18 protein-coding genes are annotated in these 20,957 nt (G+C 73.0%); 10 read left to right on the top strand and 8 right to left on the bottom strand.

The window, feature by feature from the left end:
- Window positions 1-176 precede the first annotated feature (176 nt).
- Window positions 177-959 carry an ABC transporter permease gene (locus ACWD0J_RS08895; RefSeq protein ID WP_451495072.1) on the bottom strand — a complete coding sequence of 261 codons (783 nt, stop codon included), beginning with the start codon at window positions 957-959 and terminating at the stop codon, window positions 177-179.
- A complete protein-coding gene (locus tag ACWD0J_RS08890; RefSeq protein ID WP_451495071.1) occupies window positions 956-1,903 on the bottom strand; it encodes an ATP-binding cassette domain-containing protein in 948 nt (315 codons plus the stop codon). Before ACWD0J_RS08890 ends, ACWD0J_RS08895 begins: the two co-directional genes overlap by 4 nt.
- Before the next feature lie 63 nt (window positions 1,904-1,966).
- Here ACWD0J_RS08890 and ACWD0J_RS08885 point away from each other — a divergent pair, with 63 nt between their 5' ends.
- Complete coding sequence (locus ACWD0J_RS08885) at window positions 1,967-2,695, top strand: TetR/AcrR family transcriptional regulator (protein ID WP_451495070.1); 729 nt, start codon at window positions 1,967-1,969, stop codon at window positions 2,693-2,695.
- On the opposite strand, the gene ACWD0J_RS08880 is transcribed toward ACWD0J_RS08885, so the two are convergent.
- The 3 genes from ACWD0J_RS08880 to hmgA all read right to left on the bottom strand — a co-directional run bounded on the left by ACWD0J_RS08880 (window position 2,692) and on the right by hmgA (window position 6,073).
- Window positions 2,692-3,849: a type ISP restriction/modification enzyme gene (locus ACWD0J_RS08880; protein ID WP_451495069.1), complete on the bottom strand. Its 1,158-nt coding sequence runs from the start codon at window positions 3,847-3,849 to the stop codon at window positions 2,692-2,694. The two genes, ACWD0J_RS08885 and ACWD0J_RS08880, sit on opposite strands and share 4 nt — an antisense overlap.
- A gap of 103 nt (window positions 3,850-3,952) precedes the next feature.
- Window positions 3,953-4,702, bottom strand: coding sequence for a GntR family transcriptional regulator (locus ACWD0J_RS08875; RefSeq protein ID WP_451495068.1), 750 nt, complete (start codon window positions 4,700-4,702; stop codon window positions 3,953-3,955).
- A gap of 45 nt (window positions 4,703-4,747) precedes the next feature.
- Window positions 4,748-6,073 carry a homogentisate 1,2-dioxygenase gene (gene hmgA, locus ACWD0J_RS08870; RefSeq protein ID WP_451495146.1) on the bottom strand — a complete coding sequence of 442 codons (1,326 nt, stop codon included), beginning with the start codon at window positions 6,071-6,073 and terminating at the stop codon, window positions 4,748-4,750.
- Between the two features lie 161 nt (window positions 6,074-6,234).
- Here hmgA and ACWD0J_RS08865 point away from each other — a divergent pair, with 161 nt between their 5' ends.
- The 8 genes from ACWD0J_RS08865 (at window position 6,235) to ACWD0J_RS08830 (ending at window position 16,968) form a co-directional block, all read left to right on the top strand.
- Entirely contained in the window at window positions 6,235-6,837 is a 603-nt protein-coding gene (locus tag ACWD0J_RS08865) for a hypothetical protein (RefSeq protein WP_451495067.1), read from the top strand.
- Window positions 6,834-7,451 carry a TetR family transcriptional regulator gene (locus tag ACWD0J_RS08860; RefSeq protein ID WP_451495066.1) on the top strand — a complete coding sequence of 206 codons (618 nt, stop codon included), beginning with the start codon at window positions 6,834-6,836 and terminating at the stop codon, window positions 7,449-7,451. Before ACWD0J_RS08865 ends, ACWD0J_RS08860 begins: the two co-directional genes overlap by 4 nt.
- Before the next feature lie 141 nt (window positions 7,452-7,592).
- Window positions 7,593-9,860, top strand: coding sequence for a molybdopterin oxidoreductase family protein (locus tag ACWD0J_RS08855; RefSeq protein ID WP_451495065.1), 2,268 nt, complete (start codon window positions 7,593-7,595; stop codon window positions 9,858-9,860).
- Between the two features lie 134 nt (window positions 9,861-9,994).
- Complete coding sequence (locus ACWD0J_RS08850) at window positions 9,995-11,461, top strand: CitMHS family transporter (protein ID WP_451495064.1); 1,467 nt, start codon at window positions 9,995-9,997, stop codon at window positions 11,459-11,461.
- 32 nt (window positions 11,462-11,493) lie between these two features.
- Window positions 11,494-12,726 carry an MFS transporter gene (locus tag ACWD0J_RS08845; RefSeq protein ID WP_451495063.1) on the top strand — a complete coding sequence of 411 codons (1,233 nt, stop codon included), beginning with the start codon at window positions 11,494-11,496 and terminating at the stop codon, window positions 12,724-12,726.
- Between the two features lie 175 nt (window positions 12,727-12,901).
- Window positions 12,902-14,242: an ABC transporter ATP-binding protein gene (locus ACWD0J_RS08840; RefSeq protein ID WP_451495062.1), complete on the top strand. Its 1,341-nt coding sequence runs from the start codon at window positions 12,902-12,904 to the stop codon at window positions 14,240-14,242.
- A gap of 246 nt (window positions 14,243-14,488) precedes the next feature.
- On the top strand, window positions 14,489-15,877 hold the full coding sequence (locus ACWD0J_RS08835; RefSeq protein ID WP_451495061.1) for an aldehyde dehydrogenase family protein: 1,389 nt from the start codon (window positions 14,489-14,491) through the stop codon (window positions 15,875-15,877).
- Window positions 15,878-15,888: 11 nt separating this feature from the next.
- Window positions 15,889-16,968, top strand: coding sequence for a Zn-dependent alcohol dehydrogenase (locus tag ACWD0J_RS08830; protein WP_451495060.1), 1,080 nt, complete (start codon window positions 15,889-15,891; stop codon window positions 16,966-16,968).
- A gap of 123 nt (window positions 16,969-17,091) precedes the next feature.
- Here the strand turns inward: ACWD0J_RS08830 and ACWD0J_RS08825 are convergent, their stop codons facing one another.
- The 3 genes from ACWD0J_RS08825 to ACWD0J_RS08815 all read right to left on the bottom strand — a co-directional run bounded on the left by ACWD0J_RS08825 (window position 17,092) and on the right by ACWD0J_RS08815 (window position 19,620).
- A complete protein-coding gene (locus tag ACWD0J_RS08825; protein WP_451495059.1) occupies window positions 17,092-18,069 on the bottom strand; it encodes a DMT family transporter in 978 nt (325 codons plus the stop codon).
- Window positions 18,070-18,218: 149 nt separating this feature from the next.
- Window positions 18,219-18,932 carry an ArsR/SmtB family transcription factor gene (locus tag ACWD0J_RS08820; protein WP_451495058.1) on the bottom strand — a complete coding sequence of 238 codons (714 nt, stop codon included), beginning with the start codon at window positions 18,930-18,932 and terminating at the stop codon, window positions 18,219-18,221.
- A gap of 46 nt (window positions 18,933-18,978) precedes the next feature.
- On the bottom strand, window positions 18,979-19,620 hold the full coding sequence (locus ACWD0J_RS08815) for a TetR/AcrR family transcriptional regulator (protein ID WP_451495057.1): 642 nt from the start codon (window positions 19,618-19,620) through the stop codon (window positions 18,979-18,981).
- Between the two features lie 178 nt (window positions 19,621-19,798).
- Here ACWD0J_RS08815 and ACWD0J_RS08810 point away from each other — a divergent pair, with 178 nt between their 5' ends.
- Window positions 19,799-20,950: an acyl-CoA dehydrogenase family protein gene (locus tag ACWD0J_RS08810; protein WP_451495056.1), complete on the top strand. Its 1,152-nt coding sequence runs from the start codon at window positions 19,799-19,801 to the stop codon at window positions 20,948-20,950.
- Window positions 20,951-20,957: the final 7 nt, after the last annotated feature.

The raw sequence follows: 20,957 nt of genomic DNA, 5'->3' as shown, positions 1-20,957 counted from the left end.
GCGCACTCGTCGTCCGTCATCCCCACGGCACCGCAGCGGCGTCCGGCGGTGGCTCCCCGAGCGCGGGCACACCCCCGTCCCGGCCCCCACTCCCACCCGTGATCTCCGCACGCTCCCACCCCGCGTGCCCAACGGATCCGCCTCGCAAGGGCGTTGACCGGCTCACCGGCGCCGGTTCACCGCTCGCCGTTCGCGTACCGGTGCACGGCCGCCGGTACGAACACCGCCAGCAGCACCGCGCACCAGGTCAGTGACCCGGCGACGGGATGCGCCACCGGCCAGGCCGCCCCGTCCGGCACCGGCGCGTTGCCGAACAGGTCCCGCAGGGCCGTCGTCACCGCGCTGATCGGATTCCACTCGGCGACCGTGCGCAGCCACCCCGGCAGGCCCTCGGTCGGGATGTACGCGTTCGACAGCAGCGGCAGCAGGAAGACCGCGCCGCCCAGCTGACCCGCGGCCTCCTCGTTCCGGGTGAGCAGCCCCAGGAAGATCCCGATCCAGGTGGCGGTGAACCGGAACAGCAGCAGCAGTCCGAGGGCGCCCGCCGCTTCGAGCGCGCCCCCTTCGATCCGCCAGCCCACCGCGAGCCCGACCAGCAGGAAGGGCACCGTGCCGGCCGCCGTGACCACCAGGTCCGCGGCGGCCTGCCCGAGCGGCACCGCCGCCCGGCTCATCGGCAGCGTGCGGAAGCGGTCCATCACGCCCCGGTGGGTGTCCTGGGCCGCCTGGAACATCCCGGTCATGATCCCGTTCGCGGCCGTCGCCACCAGCAGGCCCGGTACCAGGAACGAGCGGTACTCCCCGCCGGGCATCGCCAGCGCGCTGCCGAAGACGTAGCCGAAGAACAGCAGCATGCTGACCGGCATGGTCTGGGTCAGGATGAGCAGACCCGGGTTGTTCCGCATCCGCCGCAGCTGGCGGCCGAGCATCGCGGTCCCGTCGTACGTGAGTGTGGTCATGCCGCGTGCTCCTTGTGGTCCTCGGTGAGCCGGAGGAAGACGTCGTCCAGGGTCGGCGGACGCAGGCTCGCGTCCAGCAGCGGCACGCCCGCCGCGTCCAGTTCGCGCACCAGTCGGGGCAGCGTGAGCGTGGAGTCCCGGGTGACCGCGCCGACGGCGTTGCGCTCGGGGTCGAACGACGGCTCGGAGCCGGTGAGCCGGTCGAGCACGGCCGCCGCCCTCGTGCTGTGGTCCGCGTCCGTGACGACGACCTCGACGTGCGCCCCGATCAGGGCCTTCAGCTCGGCGGGCGACCCGGTGTGGGCCACCCGGCCCCGGTCCACCAGCGCGATGTCGTCGGCGAGCCGGTCGGCCTCCTCCAGGTACTGCGTGGTCAGCAGCACGGTCGTGCCGTCCGCGGTGAGCGCGCGCACGGCGGCCCAGATCAGGTTCCGGCTCGCCGGGTCCAGCCCGGTCGTCGGTTCGTCCAGGAAGAGCACCTCGGGGCGGCGGATCAGGCTCGCCGCCAGGTCCAGCCGGCGGCGCATCCCGCCCGAGTAGGTGGACACGGGCCGGTCGGCGGCCTCGGTCAGGCCGAAGCGGTCCAGCAGGTCGCCGGCCTGTCCGGCGGGCCCCCGCACCCGGTGCAGCCGGGCGAACAGGCGCAGGTTCTGGCGGCCGGTGAGGTCCCCGTCGACCGAGGCGTACTGCCCGGTGACGCCGATCGCGCGCCGTACGGCCGCCGCCTCCCGGACCAGGTCGTGCCCGGCGATCCGCGCGGATCCGGCGTCCGGTCGCAGCAGTGTGGTCAGCAGGCGCACGGCCGTGGTCTTGCCCGCCCCGTTCGGCCCGAGCACCCCGCAGACCGTGCCCGTCGCCACCGCGAGATCCAGACCGCGCAGCGCGTGGACGGCACCGAACCGCTTCTCCAGACCTTCACTAAGTACAGCGTACGTAGTAGTCATGGCCCGACCATAGCGCACTACGTACGCTGTACGTAACTACGATGGTGGCCGAGGTGATGACCGATGGCGGGCCGAGCGGCCGTACCCGAAGTGATCTGGTCCCGTCCCGAGCGGACGGGCCGGGGGCCGAAACCGGCGTTCGCGCGCGCGGACATCGCAGCCGCGGCCGTGCGGCTCGCCGACGCCGGCGGGCTCGACGCCGTGTCCATGCGGCACGTGGCCGCCGAACTGGGCTGCGGCACCATGTCGCTCTACAACTACGTCCCCCGCAAGGAGGACCTGTACGAGCTGATGGTGGACGCGGTCAGCGCGGAGCACGTGCTGTGGGAGCCGAGCGGGGACTGGCGGGCCGACATGCTCCGGGTGGCCCGTCAGACCCGGGACCTCATGCACCGGCATCCCTGGCTGCCGCGGCTGATGTCACCGGTGTACGGCTTCAGCCCGCACGCCCTGCGGTACCTGGAGCACTGCATGGCCTGCCTGGAGCCCTTCGACGCGCCCGCCGGCACCAAGATGGAACTGATCGGGATGCTCAACGGATGCGTGACGGTGTACGTCTCCACCGAGCTGTCCACGGCCGAGCGGGTCCGGTCGCTGCCGTGGTCGCAGGAGCAGGAGAACGCGGCGCGGACCGCCTACCTGGGCAGCCGGATCGCCTCGGGCGCCTATCCGAGGCTGGCCGCCGCGTTCCAGGAGGACCAGGGACCGATCGACATGGAGGCGGTGTTCAACCGGATGCTGGACCGCGTGCTGGACGGCTTCGAACCCGGGAGCCCCAAGAGCCCGAGCTAGAGCAGGGCGAACTGGCCTTCCGGGCCTTCCTCGTGGTGGTCGAGGACCGACGCCGGCCTGCGTGCCGCGTCCGGCACGGGCAGGACGCCCGCCGTGCGCAGATCCTCGGCCGTGATCGGGGCCGTCACGGCGAACTCCTCCCGCAGCGGGCGCAGTTCCGCCAGCAGCGCCAGCACCGTGATCAGCTCCAGCAGCTCCGACGTCCAGGCTTGCGGCCAGACCGTCGGGCGGATCGCCGCCAAGGTGCCCGGCTGCGCCGGTGCCGTCCGGGCCGCGAACCACTGCTCCAGGACCCGCGCACCGCTCACCTCGAAGTCCCAGGCCTCGGGCGGCACCGGGGAGACACGGCCCTCGTCGAGGTGGAGGGCCTCCTCGTCGCGGTCGTAGCGCAGCGTCAGGGGCCGGGACGGCAGCGGGGCGCGGACGTAGGGGCGGCGGCCGCCGGGCAGCCGGGGGCGGTCGCCGTGGCGGCGCATCAGCCACAGTGCGCGGTGGCCCAGTTCGACGCCGTGCGCCCAGAGTCCGGGGTCCTCGGTGAGCGGGACGGCGAGGCCGGGGCGTACCGCCGTCACCGTCCAGGCCAGGAGATCCAGCGCAGTGGGGGACAGGCCGAGGCGGGCGGCCAGGTGGTCCAGCAGGCCCGGCGCCAGGTTGGGTTCCCCGCCGCCGGGACGGCGGTACAGGGGGCGGACACGGCCGGGCCGGAGGAGGGGCAGCAAGGAGGTCGCGAGCAGGGCGGGTCCGTCGGCGGCCGGTGTCTCGACGACGAAGACCTGGTGCTCGTCGGCCACCCGCCACAGCTCGGGCCGGGCCGCGTCGATCAGCCGGTGGTCGGGGATCAGCCACTGCTCGTCGAAGGGGGCGTACAGCACCCGTACCGGATCGGGGCAGGGGCCACCGGCGCGGACCAGCCTCTCCGTGCCGCCGGACCGGCCCGGGAGCTGTCCGACGGCCGAGTGCGGGGTGCGGGAACGGGTCGGCTCGAACAGGGCCTCGCGGTCCGGGCCCTCGGCCTTCATCAGGGCGTCCCAGCGGGCCTTGAGGGACACCGCGTCGGGGCCCGCCGGCCACCCCCGGCCTAGCCGCGGCGGTGCGACGGACCACGGCAGAAGGTCCGCCAGCAGCGGAGCGTCGTCGTGCGTCACGCTGGGCATCGTACGACCTGCCGACGGCACGGGGCCCGGACCTCCCGGGCAGTCCTCTCCCCCGGAGGCTCCTCCTCCGGCCTCCTCCGGCCTGCTCCGCCGCCGGACACTCCTAGGTCGCGTCCAGGGTCACCGTGAACGAGAAGCGGTCACCCCGGTAGTGGATGACGGCCGCGTCCAGCACCCGGCCTCCCGCGTCGTAGGTGACGCCCGTGTAGTGCAGGATCGGGCTGAGCAGCGGGACCTGGAGGAGGCGGGACGTCTCCGGGTCCGCCAGGCGGGCCTCCACCGTGTCGGTGATCCGGCTGATGTCCGCCCCGACGACGTCCCGCAGCACCTTGGTCATCGGCCAGCGGGCCAGGTCGTCGAGGTCGATGCGCGCGGCGAGCTCGGGGCGGACGTAGTTGCGGGCGTGGTTGGTCGGCTCGCCGGTCTTCTCGTCGGCGCGCAGGCGGTGGTACGTCGCCACCTCGCCGAGGTCGGGGAAGTACTCCGCGAGTTCGGCCGGCACCGGCGCGCTGCCGTGGCCCAGCAGCTCCGTCGCCATGCCGGACTGCTGGGCCACGATCGCGTCCACCGATCCGAGCAGCCGGACGGGGGTGCCCCGCCGGACGTCCGGCTCGATGAAGGTGCCGCGGCGGCGGTGACGGGTGATCAGACCCTCGTCCTCCAGCTCCTTCAGCGCCTGCCGCATGGTCAGCACGCTCACGCCGTAGTGCCCCGCCAGCTGCTCCTCGGTGGGCAGCCGCAGCGGATCGCGGGGCGAGCGGCCGAGTATCGAGGCACGCAGCGACTGCGACACCTGGTACCACAGCGGCAGCTTGCGGTTCAGGACGATCGAATCGGGGGCGAAGGAGGTCACGGGGCCATCCGTACCGGTAGGGAACCCGCAGGGCAAGGGGCGTCCTCAGGGCAGCGGGCGGAAGTGGCGCTGGAGGCCCTGCCACACGTCGTCGTAACGTTGTTGCAGGTGCTCCGCGCGGGCCGCCTGCGGGGTGAGCGTGAGCGGCCACCGGGTCTCGAACATGAACGCCAGCCCGTCGTCGACCTTCTGCGGCGCCAGCTCGGCGGCGCTGGCCCGGTCGAACGTCTCCCGGTCCGGGCCGTGCGCCGACATCATGTTGTGCAGCGAGCCGCCCCCGGGCACGAAGCCCCCCTTCCCGGCCGTCTTGGCGTCGTACGCGCCCTCGATCAGGCCCATGTACTCACTCATCACATTGCGGTGGAAGTACGGCGGCCGGAAGGTGTCCTCGCCCACCAGCCAGCGCGGCGCGAACACGACGAAGTCCACGCCGGCCAGCCCGGGGGTGTCGGACGGGGACGTCAGCACCGTGAAGATCGACGGGTCCGGATGGTCGTACGAGATGGTGCCGAGCACATTGAAGCGGCGCAGGTCGTAGATGTACGGCACATAGTTGCCGTGCCAGGCGACCACGTCGAGCGGTGAGTGGTCGTAGGTGGCCGTCCAGAGGTGGCCGCAGAACTTGTTGACCACCTCCACCGGCCCTTCCACGTCCTCGTACGCGGCGACCGGTGCCCAGAAGTCCCGGGCGTTGGCCAGCCCGTTGGCGCCGATGGGGCCGAGGTCGGGCAGGCGGAAGGGTGCGCCGTAGTTCTCGCACACATAGCCGCGGGCAGAGTCGTCCAGCAACTCCACACGGAAGCGCACCCCACGAGGAATCAGCGCCACCTGGCCCGGCTCCACCCGCAGCAGCCCGAACTCGGTGCGCAGCAGGAGCCCGCCGCGTTCCGGCACGATCAGCAGCTCTCCGTCGGCGTCGCTGAAGACCCGCTCCATCGACGCGTCGGCGTGGTACAGGTGCACGGCCATGCCGGTGCGCTGGGTCACGTCGCCGTTGCCGCCGAGGGTCCACAGCCCCGCCAGGAAGTCGGTGCCCGGCGCGGGCTGCGGCAGCGGGTCCCAGCGCAGCCGGTTCGGGTCGGGCACCTCCTGCGCGAAGGGGGCCGTACGGATCGGGCCGTTGTCCGTGCGGACGAACGCCGGATGCGCGGCCGAGGGACGGATCCGGTACAGCCACGAACGGCGGTTGTGGGAGCGGGGCTCGGTGAAGGCCGTACCGCTGAGCTGCTCCGCGTACAGCCCGAGGGGTGCGCGCTGCGGCGAGTTTTGGCCTTCCGGCAGTGCGCCGGGGACGGCCTGCGAGCTGTGCTCGTTGCCGAAGCCGGTCAGGTAGGTCAGGCCCTCCGCGGTCGTCCGCGTGTCCCCGTCCATGATCTCTCCCTTGGCGTTTCGATTCCTATGCATCACCGTAGGATTTCGGTTTCCCGGACGCAAGAGGCCGGACGACCTCCTCATCGAGGACGACGGGAGCCGACCGGAACCAGACCCCAGGGGGATTCGGGGTGTCGCACCGGTGTTCTACGCTCCCCGGCATGTCGTGGACGCGGAGACTTCTTGCCGTGCTCGCGGTCTGTGTCCTGCTGCTGACCGGATCCGCGGGCTGCGGCCCGGGCGGTGCGCAGCAGAACGGGACGAACGGGGACTCGCCCTCGCCGGTGGGCGAGCTCCTGGAGGACACGGACAAGCAGGGGCGCCACTATCGCGAGGTGGACCAGGAGAGCGCCCCCGACGTCGGCATCGAGGTGCAGCCGGCCGAGGGCGACGGCGGGTGGAACGTACGGCTGACCCTGCGCGGCTTCCGCTTCTCGCCGGCCGGCGCGAAGGCGGAGGCGGTGGCCGGGCGCGGTGTCGCCCGCCTCTTCGTGAACGGACACCCCGTCGCCGTCCTGCGCACCTCCGCGTACCGTCTCTCGGACCGCTACGTCCCGCACGGCACGCACCACCTCACCGCGCGCCTGTACGCCGACGACGGCACGGTGTGGGCCGTCGACGGCGAACCGGTCGAGAGCACGGCCGACATCACGGCCTCGGGACCGGCGTCCGACGGGAGCGTGAACGGCGCACTGGGCGCGCCAGGCATCCCGCCGCGCACTCAGGGGCGAGGTTCCCCGGATCATGGCGGAAAGGCATCATGAAGCCCGTGCCCCCAGAGACATCGCTCCGCCGTGCGCCCGTCCAACGGCGCAGCGCCGAACGGCTGACCAGGATTCTCGACGCCTGCGCCGACCTGCTCGACGAGGTCGGCTACGACGCCCTGAGCACCCGGGCCGTCGCCCTGCGCGCCCAGGTCCCCATCGGCTCCGTCTACCGCTTCTTCGGCAACAAGCGCGCGATGGCCGACGCGCTCGCCCAGCGCAACCTGGAGCGCTACACCGAGCGGGTCGCCGAGCGCCTCAAGGGGACCGGCGAGGGCGGCTGGCGCGCGGCGATGGACGCCGTGCTCGACGAGTACCTCGCCATGAAACGCACCGCGCCCGGCTTCTCCCTCGTCGACTTCGGCAACCAGATCCCGGTCGGCGCCCGCCACGCCGAGCCCAACCACCGTGTCGCCGACCGCCTCACCGACCTGCTCTCCGGCCCCCTCGGCCGGGCGCCGGACGAGGAGCTGCGCCGCGTCTTCCTGGTCGCCGTGGAAACCGCCGACACCCTCGTCCACCTCGCCTTCCGGATGGGCCCCGGCGGCGACGAGAAGATCATCGAGGAGACGCGGGAGCTGCTGCGGGCGTACTTGGCGCGGGTACTGGACTGACGGCTCGCACGGGTCCGGCCCGCACCGGCGGCCGGTGCCGGCCGATCTCACCTCACGCAGGGCCTCCCGCCCGTGCATACCGGTCGGTATGCTCACTCCGAGTCCGAGCGTCACCGTCGCCGCCGTCCTCCGGGAGGACCCGTGCCCGCCACCCCCGCGCCCCGCACCGCACTGCGCATCTGCCCCCTGTGCGAGGCCACCTGCGGCCTCACCCTCACCATCGAGGGGACCCGGGTGACCGGCGCCCGCGGTGACCGTGACGACGTGTTCAGCCGGGGCTTCATCTGCCCGAAGGGCGCCTCCTTCGGCGCCGTCGACGGCGACCCCGACCGGCTGCGCGGCCCGCTCGTCCGCAGGGACGGGGAGCTGCGGGAGGCCACCTGGGAGGAGGCGTTCGACGCGGTCGCCGCCGGGATCCGGCCCCTGGTCGAACGCCACGGACCGAACTCCGTCGGCGTCGTCCTCGGCAACCCCAACGTGCACACCATGGCCGGCGCCCTCTACCCGCCGGTGCTGATCGCCGGACTCGGCACCCGCAGCCTCTTCACCGCCTCCACGGTCGACCAGATGCCCAAACACGTGTCGAGCGGCCTGCTCTACGGGGACGCCAACGCGATCCCGGTACCCGACCTCGACCACACCGACCACCTCCTCCTGATCGGCGCCAACCCCCTGGAGTCCAACGGGAGTCTGTGCACCGCCCCCGACTTCCCCGGCAGGCTCAAGGCGCTCAAGGCCCGCGGCGGCACCCTCACCGTGATCGACCCCCGCCGCACCCGCACCGCCGCCCTCGCCGACCGGCACCTCGCGATCCGCCCCGGCACCGACGCCCTGCTGCTCGCCGCGATGACGCACGTCCTCTTCGAGGAGGACCTCGTGGACCCGGGCCGGTCGGCCGCGCATCTGCAAGGGCTCGACGAACTCAGGGCCGCCATGGGGGACTTCACCCCCGAGGCCGCCGCCGGCGCCTGCGACGTGGACGCCGCCACCATCCGCGCCCTCGCCCGCGAACTGGCCGCCGCCCCGACCGCCGCCGTCTACGGCCGCATCGGCAGCTGCACGGTCCCGCACGGCACCCTGGCCAGCTGGCTCGTCGACGTCCTCACCCTCCTCACCGGCAACCTGGACCGGCCCGGCGGCGCCCTCTTCCCGCAGGCGGCCACCGACCGGACACCCCGGCCCGCCGGACCCGGCCACGGCTTCGCGCTCGGCCGCTGGCACTCCCGGGTCGCCCGCCACCCGGAGGCCAAGGGGGAGCTGCCGCTCTCCGCCCTCGCCGAGGAGATCGACACCGCCACCGAGGAGGGCGAGCCGGTCCGCGCGCTGATCGCCGTCGCCGCCAACCCCGTCCTGTCCGCGCCCGACGGGGACCGGCTGGACAAGGCCCTCGGGTCACTCGACTTCATGGTCAGCGTCGACCCGTACCTGAACGAGACCTCGCGCCACGCCCACGTCGTCCTGCCACCGCCCCCGCCCGCCCAGAGCCCGCACCACGACTTCGCCTTCAACACCCTCGCCGTCCGCAACCAGGTCCGCTACACCCGGCCCGCCGTGCCCCTGGAGCCGGGCCGGATGGCCGAGACCGAGATCCTGGCCCGGCTGACCCTGGCCGTGACCGGCATGCACGGCGCCGACCCGGCCGCGGTGGACGCGCTGGTGATCGACCAGACCCTCGGCAAGGCGGTGCGGGAGCCGCACTCACCCGTCCACGGCCGCGACCCGAAGGAACTCGCCGCACAGCTCACCGGCGACAACGGCCCCGAGCGGCGGCTCGACATGATGCTGCGCCTCGGCCCTTACGGCGACGGTTTCGGCGTACGGCCGGACGGGCTCAGCCTGGACAGGCTGCTGGCGCGTCCGCACGGCATCGACCTCGGGCCGTTGCGGTCCCGGCTGCCGCAGCCCCTGAAGACCCGCAGCGGCAAGGTGGAGCTGCTGCCGCAGCCGATCGCCGACGACCTGCCACGCCTCCGGCAGGCGCTGCGGGAGCGCCCCGGCGGCCTCGTCCTCGTCGGCCGCCGCCATCTGCGCTCCAACAACAGCTGGATGCACAACGTGCCCGCCCTCACCGGCGGCACCAACCGCTGCACCCTGCACATCCACCCCGAGGACGCCGAGCGGCTGAGCGTACGGGACGGGGCGGCCGTACGTGTCAAGGGCGCCGGGGGAGCGGTGACCGCCCCCGCCGAGGTCACCGACGGCGTGCGCCCGGGGGTGGTGAGCCTGCCGCACGGCTGGGGCCACGACCGGCCCGGGACCCGGCTCAGCCACGCCTCCGCCGACCCCGGGGTGAACGTCAACCAGCTCCTCGACGGCAGCCTGCTCGACCCCCTGTCGGGCAACGCGGTCCTCAACGGAGTGCCCGTCGAGGTGGCCCCGATGACCGAAAAGCTCACGCCCCTGACCTGAGCAAAGCCGTGACCAGCAGTTTTGCGCTTATTGCTCGCATGTCAACGTCTTGTTAACACTCCTCGGCGCGACCTAACGTCAACGCACCGCCGTCCCAGGTGGGATGTTCAAGGGCGAACGTTAGGTATCCACTCATGTTGACCATCCTCGGCTTCGCCATGATCGCGACCTTCCTGGTCCTGATCATGCTGAAGAAGATGTCGCCGATCGCGGCGCTCGTGCTGATCCCGGCACTGTTCTGTGTGTTCGTCGGGAAGGGCGCCCAGCTCGGTGACTACGTCATCGACGGCGTCACCAGCCTCGCCCCCACGGCGGCGATGCTCATGTTCGCGATCGTCTACTTCGGGGTGATGATCGACGTCGGTCTCTTCGACCCGATCGTCCGGGGGATCCTGAAGTTCTGCAAGGCCGACCCGATGCGGATCGTCGTCGGCACCGCCGTGCTCGCCGCGATCGTCTCGCTCGACGGCGACGGCTCGACCACCTTCATGATCACGGTCTCGGCGATGTACCCGCTGTACAAGCGCCTCAAGATGAGCATGGTCGTGATGACCGGTGTCGCCGCGATGGCCAACGGTGTCATGAACACCCTGCCGTGGGGCGGCCCCACCGCCCGCGCCGCCACCGCGCTGAAGCTGGACGCCAGCGACATCTTCGTCCCGATGATCCCGGCCCTCGCCGTCGGCCTGCTGGGTGTCTTCGTCCTCTCGTACGTCCTCGGTGTGCGCGAGCGCAGGCGGCTGGGCGTGCTGACGCTGGACGAGGTGCTGGTCGAGGAGAAGGTCCACGGCACGGTCGAGGAGAAGGCCGAGGAGACGCAGACGGTCCTGGTGGGCGCCGGCGGCTCCGCGGCTGGCGGCCCGGGTGACGGCAAGACCCCGGTGCGCACCGGCGGCGCGGGCTCCGGCACCGACGCGGACGCGGCCCCTGCCGCCTCGGACGCCGAGGACGACGACGACTTCAAGGCCCTCGACCCGAACCGGTCCACCCTGCGCCCCAAGCTGTACTGGTTCAACGCGCTGCTCACGGTCGTGCTGCTCACCGCCATGATCATGGAGTGGCTGCCGATCCCGGTGCTGTTCCTGATCGGCGCCGCCCTGGTGCTCAGCGTGAACTTCCCGCACCTCCCCGATCAGAAGGCCCGGATCGCCGCCCACGCCGAGAACGTCCTCAACGTCTCCGGGATGGTCTTCGCCGCCGCCGTCTTCACCGGCGTCCTCCAGGGCACCGGCATGGTCGAGCACATGGCCAACTGGCTGGTCGACATCATCCCGGGCTCCATGGGCCCGCACATGGCGTTCGTGACCGGCCTGCTGAGCCTGCCGCTCACCTACTTCATGTCCAACGACGGCTTCTACTTCGGCGTCCTGCCGGTCCTCGCCGAGGCCGGCCAGGCGCACGGCGTGTCCTCGCTGGAGATCGCCCGCGCCTCGCTGGTCGGCCAGCCGCTGCACATGTCGAGCCCGCTCGTCCCGGCCGTGTACGTCCTGGTCGGCATGGCCAAGGTGGAGTTCGGCGACCACACCCGGTTCGTGGTCAAGTGGGCCGCGCTCACCTGCCTGATCATCCTCGGGGCGGGCATGCTCTTCGGGATCATCTGACCGGACTCGTGCCTACCACGGAGGAATCGATCATGGGGCCCGGCGGGAACCGCGGCTGGCTGCTTCGCCTGGTCATCGCCTTCAGCTTCGCGCAGGGGGCGGTGTCGATGGCCCGGCCCGCCGTGTCCTACCGGGCTCTCGCGCTGGGCGCGGACGAGCGGGCGATCGGTGTCATCGCCGGTGTGTACGCGCTGCTTCCGCTGTTCGTCGCGGTGCCGCTGGGCCGTCGCACCGACCACGGCCGCTGCGCGCCCCTGCTGCCGGCCGGCGTGGTCCTGATCTCCGGCGGCTGCGCCCTGAGCGGCCTCGCGGACTCGCTGGCCACGATGGCGGTCTGGAGCGGGGTGATGGGCCTCGGCCACCTCTGCTTCGTGATCGGCGCCCAGTCGCTCGTCGCCCGCCAGTCCGCGCCGCACGAACAGGACCGAAACTTCGGCCACTTCACCATCGGCGCCTCGCTCGGGCAGCTGGTCGGGCCGATCGCGGCCGGCGCGCTGATCGGCGGCCCCGACATGGCGCGGACCAGCGCGCTCGCCCTGCTGGTCGCGGGGGCGGGCGCCGCGGTCGCGTTCACGTCGCTGTGGCGGATCGAACACCGTACGACCGCCCCGTCCCGTACCGGCCGGGGCGACCGCGTCCCGGTCCAGCGCATCCTGCGCGCCCGGGGCGTGCCCGCGGGCATGCTCATCAGCCTGTCGGTGCTGTCCGCGACCGACATCCTCACCGCCTACCTTCCGGTGGTCGGCGAGCACCGGGGCATCGCCCCGTCCGTGATCGGTCTCCTGCTCAGCCTCCGCGCGGCCGCCACGATCGCCTGCCGCTTGGTGCTGACCCCGCTGCTCAGGCTGCTCGGCCGGGCCCTCCTGCTCACCGTGACCTGTCTGCTGGCGGCGGTGCTGTGCGCCGGCATCGCGCTGCCGGTGCCCGTGTGGGCGCTGGCCCTGATGCTGGCCGCGCTCGGCTTCTGCCTCGGCGTCGGACAGCCGCTGTCCATGACGACGGTCGTCCAGGCGGCCCCCGACGGAGCCCGCTCCACGGCCCTCGCCCTGCGCCTCACCGGCAACCGCCTCGGTCAGGTCGCCGCCCCGGCCGCGGCGGGCCTGGTCGCCGGGGTCGCGGGCGTGGCGGCCCCGTTCGTCATGCTCGCAGGGCTGCTGCTGCTGTCCTCGGGGGTCGCGCTGCGCTCGCCGGGCCGTCCCGGACAGGAACCGGCACCGGCGCCCGCGGACGGCACGCCCCGTCGGCTCGGGCGCACCACCTCCTGAATCCGGCCGTCCGTTTTCTCACTTGCTGGACCGGACCGTCCGATCCCGCCACACATCTTCCCCGGGCGCACACAATCCGTTAGCTTCCGTGGCCCACACGCCCCGTACGACCCGCACGTGGCGTCCGACCGCGGAGCACCAGCGTTCGCTCAGTGAGCCCCCGGGGGCACCTGCCATGACACGCGCCATCTCTCTGCACGACGTGAGCAAGACCTACACGCGAGGCGTCCGCGTGGTGGACCGGCTGTCGCTGGACATCGCGCCCGGTGAGTTCCTCGTGCTGCTCGGCCCCTCCGGCTGCGGCAAGTCCACCGTGCTCAGAATGATCGCCGGTCTGGAGGAGATCACCGAGGGAGCGCTGCTGCTCGACGGCGAGTACGCCAACGACCTGGTCCCCTCCGAGCGGGACATGGCGATGGTGTTCCAGAACTTCGCCCTCTACCCGAACATGACGAGCCGGGGCAACATCGGCTTCCCGCTGCGCATCGAGGCACCCGGCGAGGACCCGCGCCCCCGGGTGGACGCCACCGCCCGCATGCTGGGCATCGAGGAACTCCTCGACCGTTTCCCCGGCCAGCTCTCCGGCGGCGAACGCCAGCGCGTCGCCATGGGCCGGGCCATCGCCCGCCACCCCTCCGCCTTCCTGATGGACGAACCGCTGTCCAACCTCGACGCCAAGCTCCGCAACCACCTGCGGGCCGAGATCGCCGCCCTCACCCGCGAGCTGGGCGTCACCACGGTGTACGTCACCCACGACCAGGCCGAGGCGATGTCCCTCGGTGACCGGGTGGCCGTCCTGCGCGGCGGCGTCCTCCAGCAGGTGGGCACCCCGCGCTCGGTGTACGCCCTGCCCCGCAACGTCTTCGTCGCCGCTTTCATCGGCACCCCGCGGATCAACCTGCTCCGGGGCCTGGTCCGGGCCCCGCTCGACGGCGCGATGACCATCAGCCTCGGCAAACAGTTCCTGCGGCTCCCCGAACCCCTGTCCCTGGACCACCAGTTGCTCCGGGTCCAGCAGGGCCGCGAGGTCATCGTGGGCCTGCGTTCGGAGGCCGTGCGGCTCGCCAAGCCGTCCGCCGCCCGCCCCGGCGAGGTCGCGATCAGCGGTCTGGTGGAGCACGTCGAGTTCCAGGGCCACGAGGTGCTCGTCCACTTCAACACCGGCTCCAGCCCCGCCCTCGTACCGGACCTGGAGGCGCCGCGCCCCGCCGCCCGCCCGGCCGGGCGCCGCCGCCGCCGGGGCGGCACGGTCCTGGGCCGTTTCCGGGAGCGGGCGGGAGCGCTGCGGGCCGGCCCGGTGGTGGTCCTGGACGACCCGGCGGACGCGGACCCGCCGCCGCAGCGGCCGGACGCCCGCCTGCCCGGTGACCTCGTCGTCCGCACCACCCCCGACCTCGACCTCCGCCGGGGCATGCAGATCCCGCTGCTCGTCGACATCGCCCACCTGTTCGTCTTCGACCAGCACGGCGAACGCATCTGCCCGGCTCCGGCGCGCCTCCCGGACCTGGAGGAGTGACACCGGCCTCCCGGCTCGGAGGAGTGCGAGTGAGACCGGCCCTCCGGCCTGGAAAAGTGGGACCCGTCTTCCCGCCTGGGGGAGTAGGACCGGCCTCCCGGCCGCGAGGAGGGGGACCCGCCTCCCGCCCCGGTGTCCGCAGGACGTCCCGGAGATCCCTGGCGCCGGAAAACTATCGCCGCTAGTTTATGGGGTGGTCGCCAGCTGGTGACGCGGACGACGCAGCCCCGCCCGGGAGGACGCACGATGAAGGCACACGACGGCATGTACATCGACGGCGAGTGGCGCCCCGCCACCGGCCCGGACACCATCGACGTCGTGAACCCGGTCGACGAACAGGTTCTCGCCCGGGTCCCCGCCGGCACCGCCGAGGACATCGACGCCGCCGTACGGGCCGCCCGCGCCGCCCTGCCCGGCTGGGCGGCGACCGCCCCCGCCGACCGGGCCGCGCGCCTGGCCGCCCTCCGGGACGTCCTGGTGGCCCGCAAGGACGAGATCGCCGAGACGGTCACCGCGGAACTGGGCGCGCCCCTGAAGTTCTCGCAGAACGTGCACGCGGCCGTGCCGATCGCCGTCGCCGGCTCCTACGCCGAGATCGCGGCGACCCACTCCTTCGAGGAGAAGGTCGGCAACTCCACCGTCCACCACGTGCCGGTGGGCGTGGTCGGGGCGATCACGCCCTGGAACTACCCGCTCCACCAGATCGTCGCCAAGGTCGCCCCGGCGCTGGCGGCGGGCTGCACGGTGGTCCTCAAGCCCGCCGAGGACACCCCGCTGGTGGCCCAGCTCTTCGCCGAGGCGGTGCACGAGGCAGGCGTACCGGCCGGTGTCTTCAACCTGGTCACCGGTCTCGGCCCGGTCGCCGGGCAGGCGCTCGCCGAGCACGCCGACGTGGACCTGGTCTCCTTCACGGGCTCCACCGCCGTCGGCAGGCGGATCGGCGCGACGGCGGGCGCCGCCGTCAAGAAGGTCGCCCTGGAACTGGGCGGCAAGTCCGCCAACGTGATCCTGCCGAGCGCGGATCTCGCCAAGGCCGTCAACGTGGGCGTCGCCAACGTCATGTCCAACTCCGGTCAGACGTGCAGCGCCTGGACGCGGATGCTGGTGCACCGGGAGCGGTACGAGGAGGCGGTCGAGCTGGCCGCGGCCGCCGCCGCGAAGTACGGCGACCGCATCGGCCCCGTCGTCAACGCCAAGCAGCAGGAACGCGTGCGCGGTCACATCGAGAAGGGCCTGGCCGAGGGGGCGAGGCTGGTGGCCGGAGGTCCTGAGTCCCCCCGCGAACAGGGCTACTTCGTCAGCCCCACCGTGTTCGCCGACGTCACCCCGGACATGACCCTCGCCCAGGAGGAGATCTTCGGCCCGGTCCTGTCGATCATCCGCTATGAGGACGAGGAGGACGCGCTGCGTATCGCCAACGGCACGATCTACGGCCTCGCGGGCGCCGTCTGGGCCGGCGACGAGGCCGAGGCGGTGGCCTTCGCCCGCCGTATGGACACCGGCCAGGTCGACATCAACGGCGGACGCTTCAACCCCCTCGCGCCCTTCGGGGGCTACAAGCAGTCGGGTGTGGGCCGCGAGCTCGGCGCACACGGCCTCGCCGAGTACCTCCAGACCCAGTCCCTGCAGTTCTGAGGAGCGTTCCCGTGGTTCGTGCCGCCGTCCTGCCCGCCGTGGGCGCCGCCCTGGAGATCACCGAGATCGACCTGCCCGACCCCGGACCCGGCCAGGTCCGCGTCCGGCTGGCCGCCGCCGGGGTCTGCCACTCCGACCTGTCCCTGTCCAACGGCACCATGCGGGTCCCCGTCCCGGCCGTCCTCGGCCACGAGGGCGCGGGCACCGTCGTCGCCGTCGGCGAGGGCGTCACCGGCGTCCGGCCCGGCGCCGACGTCATCCTCAACTGGGCCCCGTCCTGCGGCAGCTGTCACGCCTGCTCGCTCGGCGAGGTCTGGCTGTGCGCCAACGCGCTGAACGGCGCCGCCGACGTCTACGCCCGTACCGCGGACGGCACGGACCTCCACCCCGGCCTGAACGTCGCCGCGTTCGCCGAGGAGACGGTGGTGCCGGCGGGCTGCGTCCTGCCCCTCCCGGACGGCATCCCGCTCACCGACGCGGCCCTCCTCGGCTGCGCGGTCCTCACGGGCTACGGCGCCGTCCACCACGCCGCACGGGTCCGGCCGGGGGAGACGGTCGCGGTGTACGGCGTCGGGGGAGTGGGCCTCGCGGCCCTCCAGGCGGCCCGTATCGCGGGCGCGTCCAGGATCGTCGCGGTGGACGTCTCGCCGGAGAAGGAGGAGTTGGCGCGCGCGGCCGGGGCCACCGACTACGTGGTCGCCTCGGAGAACACCGCCCGCGAGATCCGTGCCCTCACCGACAAGCAGGGCGTGGACGTGGCCGTCGAATGCGTGGGCCGCGCGACCACCATCCGCACGGCCTGGGACTCCACCCGCCGGGGCGGCCGCACCACGGTCGTCGGCATCGGCGGCAAGGACCAGCAGGTCACCTTCAACGCCCTGGAGCTCTTCCACTGGGGCAGGACCCTCTCGGGCTGCGTCTACGGCAACGCGAACCCGGCGACCGACCTGCCGGTGCTCGCCGACCACGTCCGGGAGGGCCGCCTCGACCTCGCCGCACTGGTCACGGAACGCATCGCCCTGGAGGGCATCCCGGCAGCCTTCGACACCATGCTGGCGGGCAAGGGCGGACGAGCCCTGGTGGTGTTCTGACGCCCTGTCCGAGCCCTGCTGAGCCCCGTCCGGGCCCGGCTCACCCCGTCCGGACCCGGAGGCTCACCCCCGTCCGAACGGAGGCTCAGCCCCCACCGCAGCCCAGCCCCCTCCCCGCACAGCTCAGCCTGTCGGTGTGTCCGTGGTCTTCTGCGGCCGGGGGGCGGGGGCGTCCGGGGCTGCCTGCGCTGCCGTGGTCCGGCCGGGCTGTCGCCGGGACCGGGAGACCGCGACGCCCGCCAGGCACAGCGCGCCGCCCGCCAGGGTGAACAGCCCCGGTACCTCGCCGAGCGCCAGCCACGACATCAGGACGACCAGGGCGGGCACCGCGTACGTGGTCGCGCCCATCCGGCTGGCGGTCGTCCGGGCGAGGGCGTAGGCCCAGGTGGTGAAGGCCAGCGCGGTCGGGAAGACGCCCAGGTAGACCATGTTGAGGGTGGCGGAGACCGGCGCGTCGGCCGCGTCCCGCACCAGCTGACCCGCGAACGGCAGACACACCACCGCCCCGACCAGGCATCCGAACGTCGTCACCTGCAGCACGCTCGCCCGGCCGAGCGCCGGCTTCTGCGCCACGACACCGCCCGCGTACCCGACCGCGGCGAACAGGCACAGCACCACCCCGAGCACCGACGACCCGCCGTCGCCGGACATCGACAGGCCGACGGTCACCGCGCCCGCGAAGGACACCGCCATGCCCGCCAGCAGCCGCGGCGGCATCGCGTCCCCGAGCAGCCGCGCGCCGAGCAGCGCGATGAGGATCGGCCCGATGTTCACGACCAGCGCCGCGGTCCCGGCGTCCACCTGTTGTTCGCCCCAGTTCAGGGCCACCATGTAGAAGCCGAACCACAGCACCCCGGATATCGCGATCCCGCGCCACGCCGACCGCGGCGGCCACCCCTCCCGCCGTACGAGACAGATCGCCCCCAGTGCCAGGGCCCCGGCCAGCAGCCGGCCGAGCGCCAGCGCGCCCGGTGAGTACGCGGTGCCCGCGCTGCGGATCGACACGAAGGCGGAGGCCCACAGGACCACGGTGACCGTGGCCGCACCGGCCGCGAGCAGTTCCGTACGGCGGTCCGGGCGGGACGGGGAGGCGTTCATCATGCTCCAGAGACTAGGAGGGGGAGGGGGGGGAAGCTCGCGGATTTCGGACGGGGCGGAGCCGCGCGGACGGCCACGGACGGCTACGGACGGCCACGGACGGCCACGGACGGCCACGGACGGGATCAGCCCGGCACGACCGCCGGCCGGGCTCAGCGCAGTGCCGTCGCCTCGATGCCGAGCAGGCCGGACAGCGCGCGCTCACCGGCCGCCGTCACTTTGACCGCCCGCGCGGAGCCGATGCGCACGCACCAGCCCGCGTCCAGCGCGTGCCGGCACAGGGCGGCCCCCGCGACCCCCGCGAGATGAGGGCGCCGCTCGGTCCAGTCGAGGCAGGCCCGGGCCAGCGGACGGCGACCGGTGCGGACGAGGACGATTCCGGCGGAGCCGAACCAGCCGACGCCCGCGTCCGTGAGCGCGAACCCGGTGTCCTGCCGCAGCAGCCCGCGCCCGGTCAGCGCGTCCGTGATCACGATGCCGAGCCGCCCGGCGAGGTGGTCGTAGCAGGTGCGGCCCCGGGCCATGGCCGTCCCGGCGCCCGCCTCGCGCAGACTCCGTGGCCGCGTCTCACCGTCGTCCGGGCCCACCTGCGCGGCCAGGTCCTCCACCAGTTGCGCGATCCGCGCGTCGGCCTGCCGGACGTACCGGTGCCGCCCCTGCCGTTCCTCGGCGAGCAGCCCGCCCGCGACCAGCTTGTCCAGGTGCTCGCTCAGCGTCGACGGGGCGACACCCGCGTGCCGGGCCAGCTCACCGGCCGTCCAGGCCCGTCCGTCCAGCAGCGCGAGCAGACACGCGGCGCGGGTCTCGTCGGCGACGAGTGCGGCGAGCGAGGCCAGCCGCGCCGCCCGTGGGTCCTTGGTGGTCATGCGCCCCAGGATGGGACACGGACGCTTCGGTGCCCACCGAACTGTCCTACGCCGTCCGCCTGACCTGCTCGTACTGCTGCACCAGCCCGTCCAGCAGCGCCATGAGGCCGGTCTCGAAGGCCCGTTCGTCGATCTTCTCCTGCTGCTCGGCGAGCAGGTGGGCCTGGCCGAGGTGCGGATAGTCGGCGGGGTCGTACACGCCGGCGTCGTCCACGAATCCGCCGGCGAAGGAGCCGAGCGCCGAGCCCATGACGAAGTACCGCATCAGCGCGCCGATGGACGTGGCCTGCGCCGGTGGCCAGCCGGCTTCGACCATCGCGCCGTAGACGGCGTCGGCGAGCCGCAGTCCGGCCGGCCGGCGGCCGGGGCCGCGGGCGAGGACCGGGACGATGTTCGGGTGGTCGCGCAGGGCGGCCCGGTAGGAGACGGCCCAGTCGTGCAGCGCGGTCCGCCAGTCCCGGCCGTCCTCGAACATCGACAGGTCGACCTGCGCGCTGACCGAGTCGGCGACCGCCTCCAGGATCTCGTCCTTGGTGCGGAAGTGGTTGTAGAGCGACGGCCCGCTGACGCCCAGTTCGGCGGCGAGCCGCCGGGTGGAGACGGCCGCGAGGCCCTCCGCGTCCACGAGCGCGCGGGCCGTCCGGACGATCCGGTCGGTGCTGAGGAGGGGCTTGCGCGGTCGGGCCATGGCGCACATAGTAGGGCTGCGCCCAGAAACTAGCAGTGCTAATTTAAAGGTACGGCTTTCAAGGGCCGTCGCTGCGGTCTTCCCGTGGCCGTCAGCGGCCGTCAGCGGCCGTCAGCGACTTTCCATGGTCTTCCGTGGTCTTCAGTGGTCTCAGTGGTCTTCAATGGGGTGACTTGGCATGAATCTGGAGCTCAGCGAGGAGCAGGCCGCCGTGCGGCAGCTCGCCAGGGACTTCGTGGACCGGGAGATCACCCCCAACGCCGTCGCCTGGGACCGCGCCGAGGAGGTCGACCGCTCGATCGTCAAGAAGCTCGGCGAGGTCGGCTTCCTGGGCCTGACGGTCGACGAGGAGTACGGCGGCTCCGGCGGCGACCACCTCGCGTACTGCCTGGTGACGGAGGAACTCGGGCGCGGGGACTCGTCGGTGCGCGGCATCGTGTCCGTCTCCCTCGGGCTGGTCGCCAAGACGATCGCGGCCTGGGGGAGCGAGGAGCAGAAGCGGCGGTGGCTGCCGGGCCTCACCTCCGGCGCGCACGTGGGCTGCTTCGGTCTCACCGAGCCGGGCACCGGATCCGACGCCGGCAACCTCTCCACCCGCGCGGTGCGCGACGGTGACGCGTACGTCCTCAACGGCACCAAGATGTTCATCACCAACGGCACCTGGGCCGACGTCGTGCTGCTGTTCGCCCGCTCCACCGACGCCCCCGGCCACAAGGGCGTCTCCGCCTTCCTGGTCCCGGCCGACACCCCCGGCCTGACCCGCCGCACCCTGCACGGCAAGCTCGGTCTGCGCGGCCAGGCGACGGCGGAACTGGTCCTGGAGGACGTCCGCGTCCCGGCCTCCGCGCTGCTGGGCGAGGAGGGCAAGGGCTTCTCGGTCGCCATGTCGGCCCTGGCGAAGGGGCGGATGTCGGTGGCGGCGGGCTGTGTGGGCATCGCCCAGGCCGCGCTGGACGTGGCCGTCCGGTACGCGGGCGAGCGCGAGCAGTTCGGGAAGACCATCGCCCACCACCAGCTCGTCCAGGAGCTGATCAGCGACATCGCCGTCGACGTGGACGCGGCCCGGCTGCTGACCTGGCGGGTCGCCGACCTGATCGACCGCGGTCTGCCCTTCGCCGTCGCGTCCTCCAAGGCCAAGCTGTTCGCCTCGGAGGCGGCCGTCCGCGCCGCCAACAACGCCCTCCAGGTCTTCGGCGGCTACGGCTACATCGACGAGTACCCGGCGGGCAAGCTGCTGCGCGACGCCCGCGTGATGACCCTGTACGAGGGCACCAGCCAGATCCAGAAGCTGGTCATCGGGCGGGCGCTGACGGGGGTTTCCGCGTTCTGAGTACGTT

This window comes from Streptomyces sp. NPDC003011, assembly GCF_053591515.1.
The sequence above is the reverse complement of the archived record's forward strand: the minus strand, read 5'-3'. Positions and strand labels throughout refer to the sequence as shown.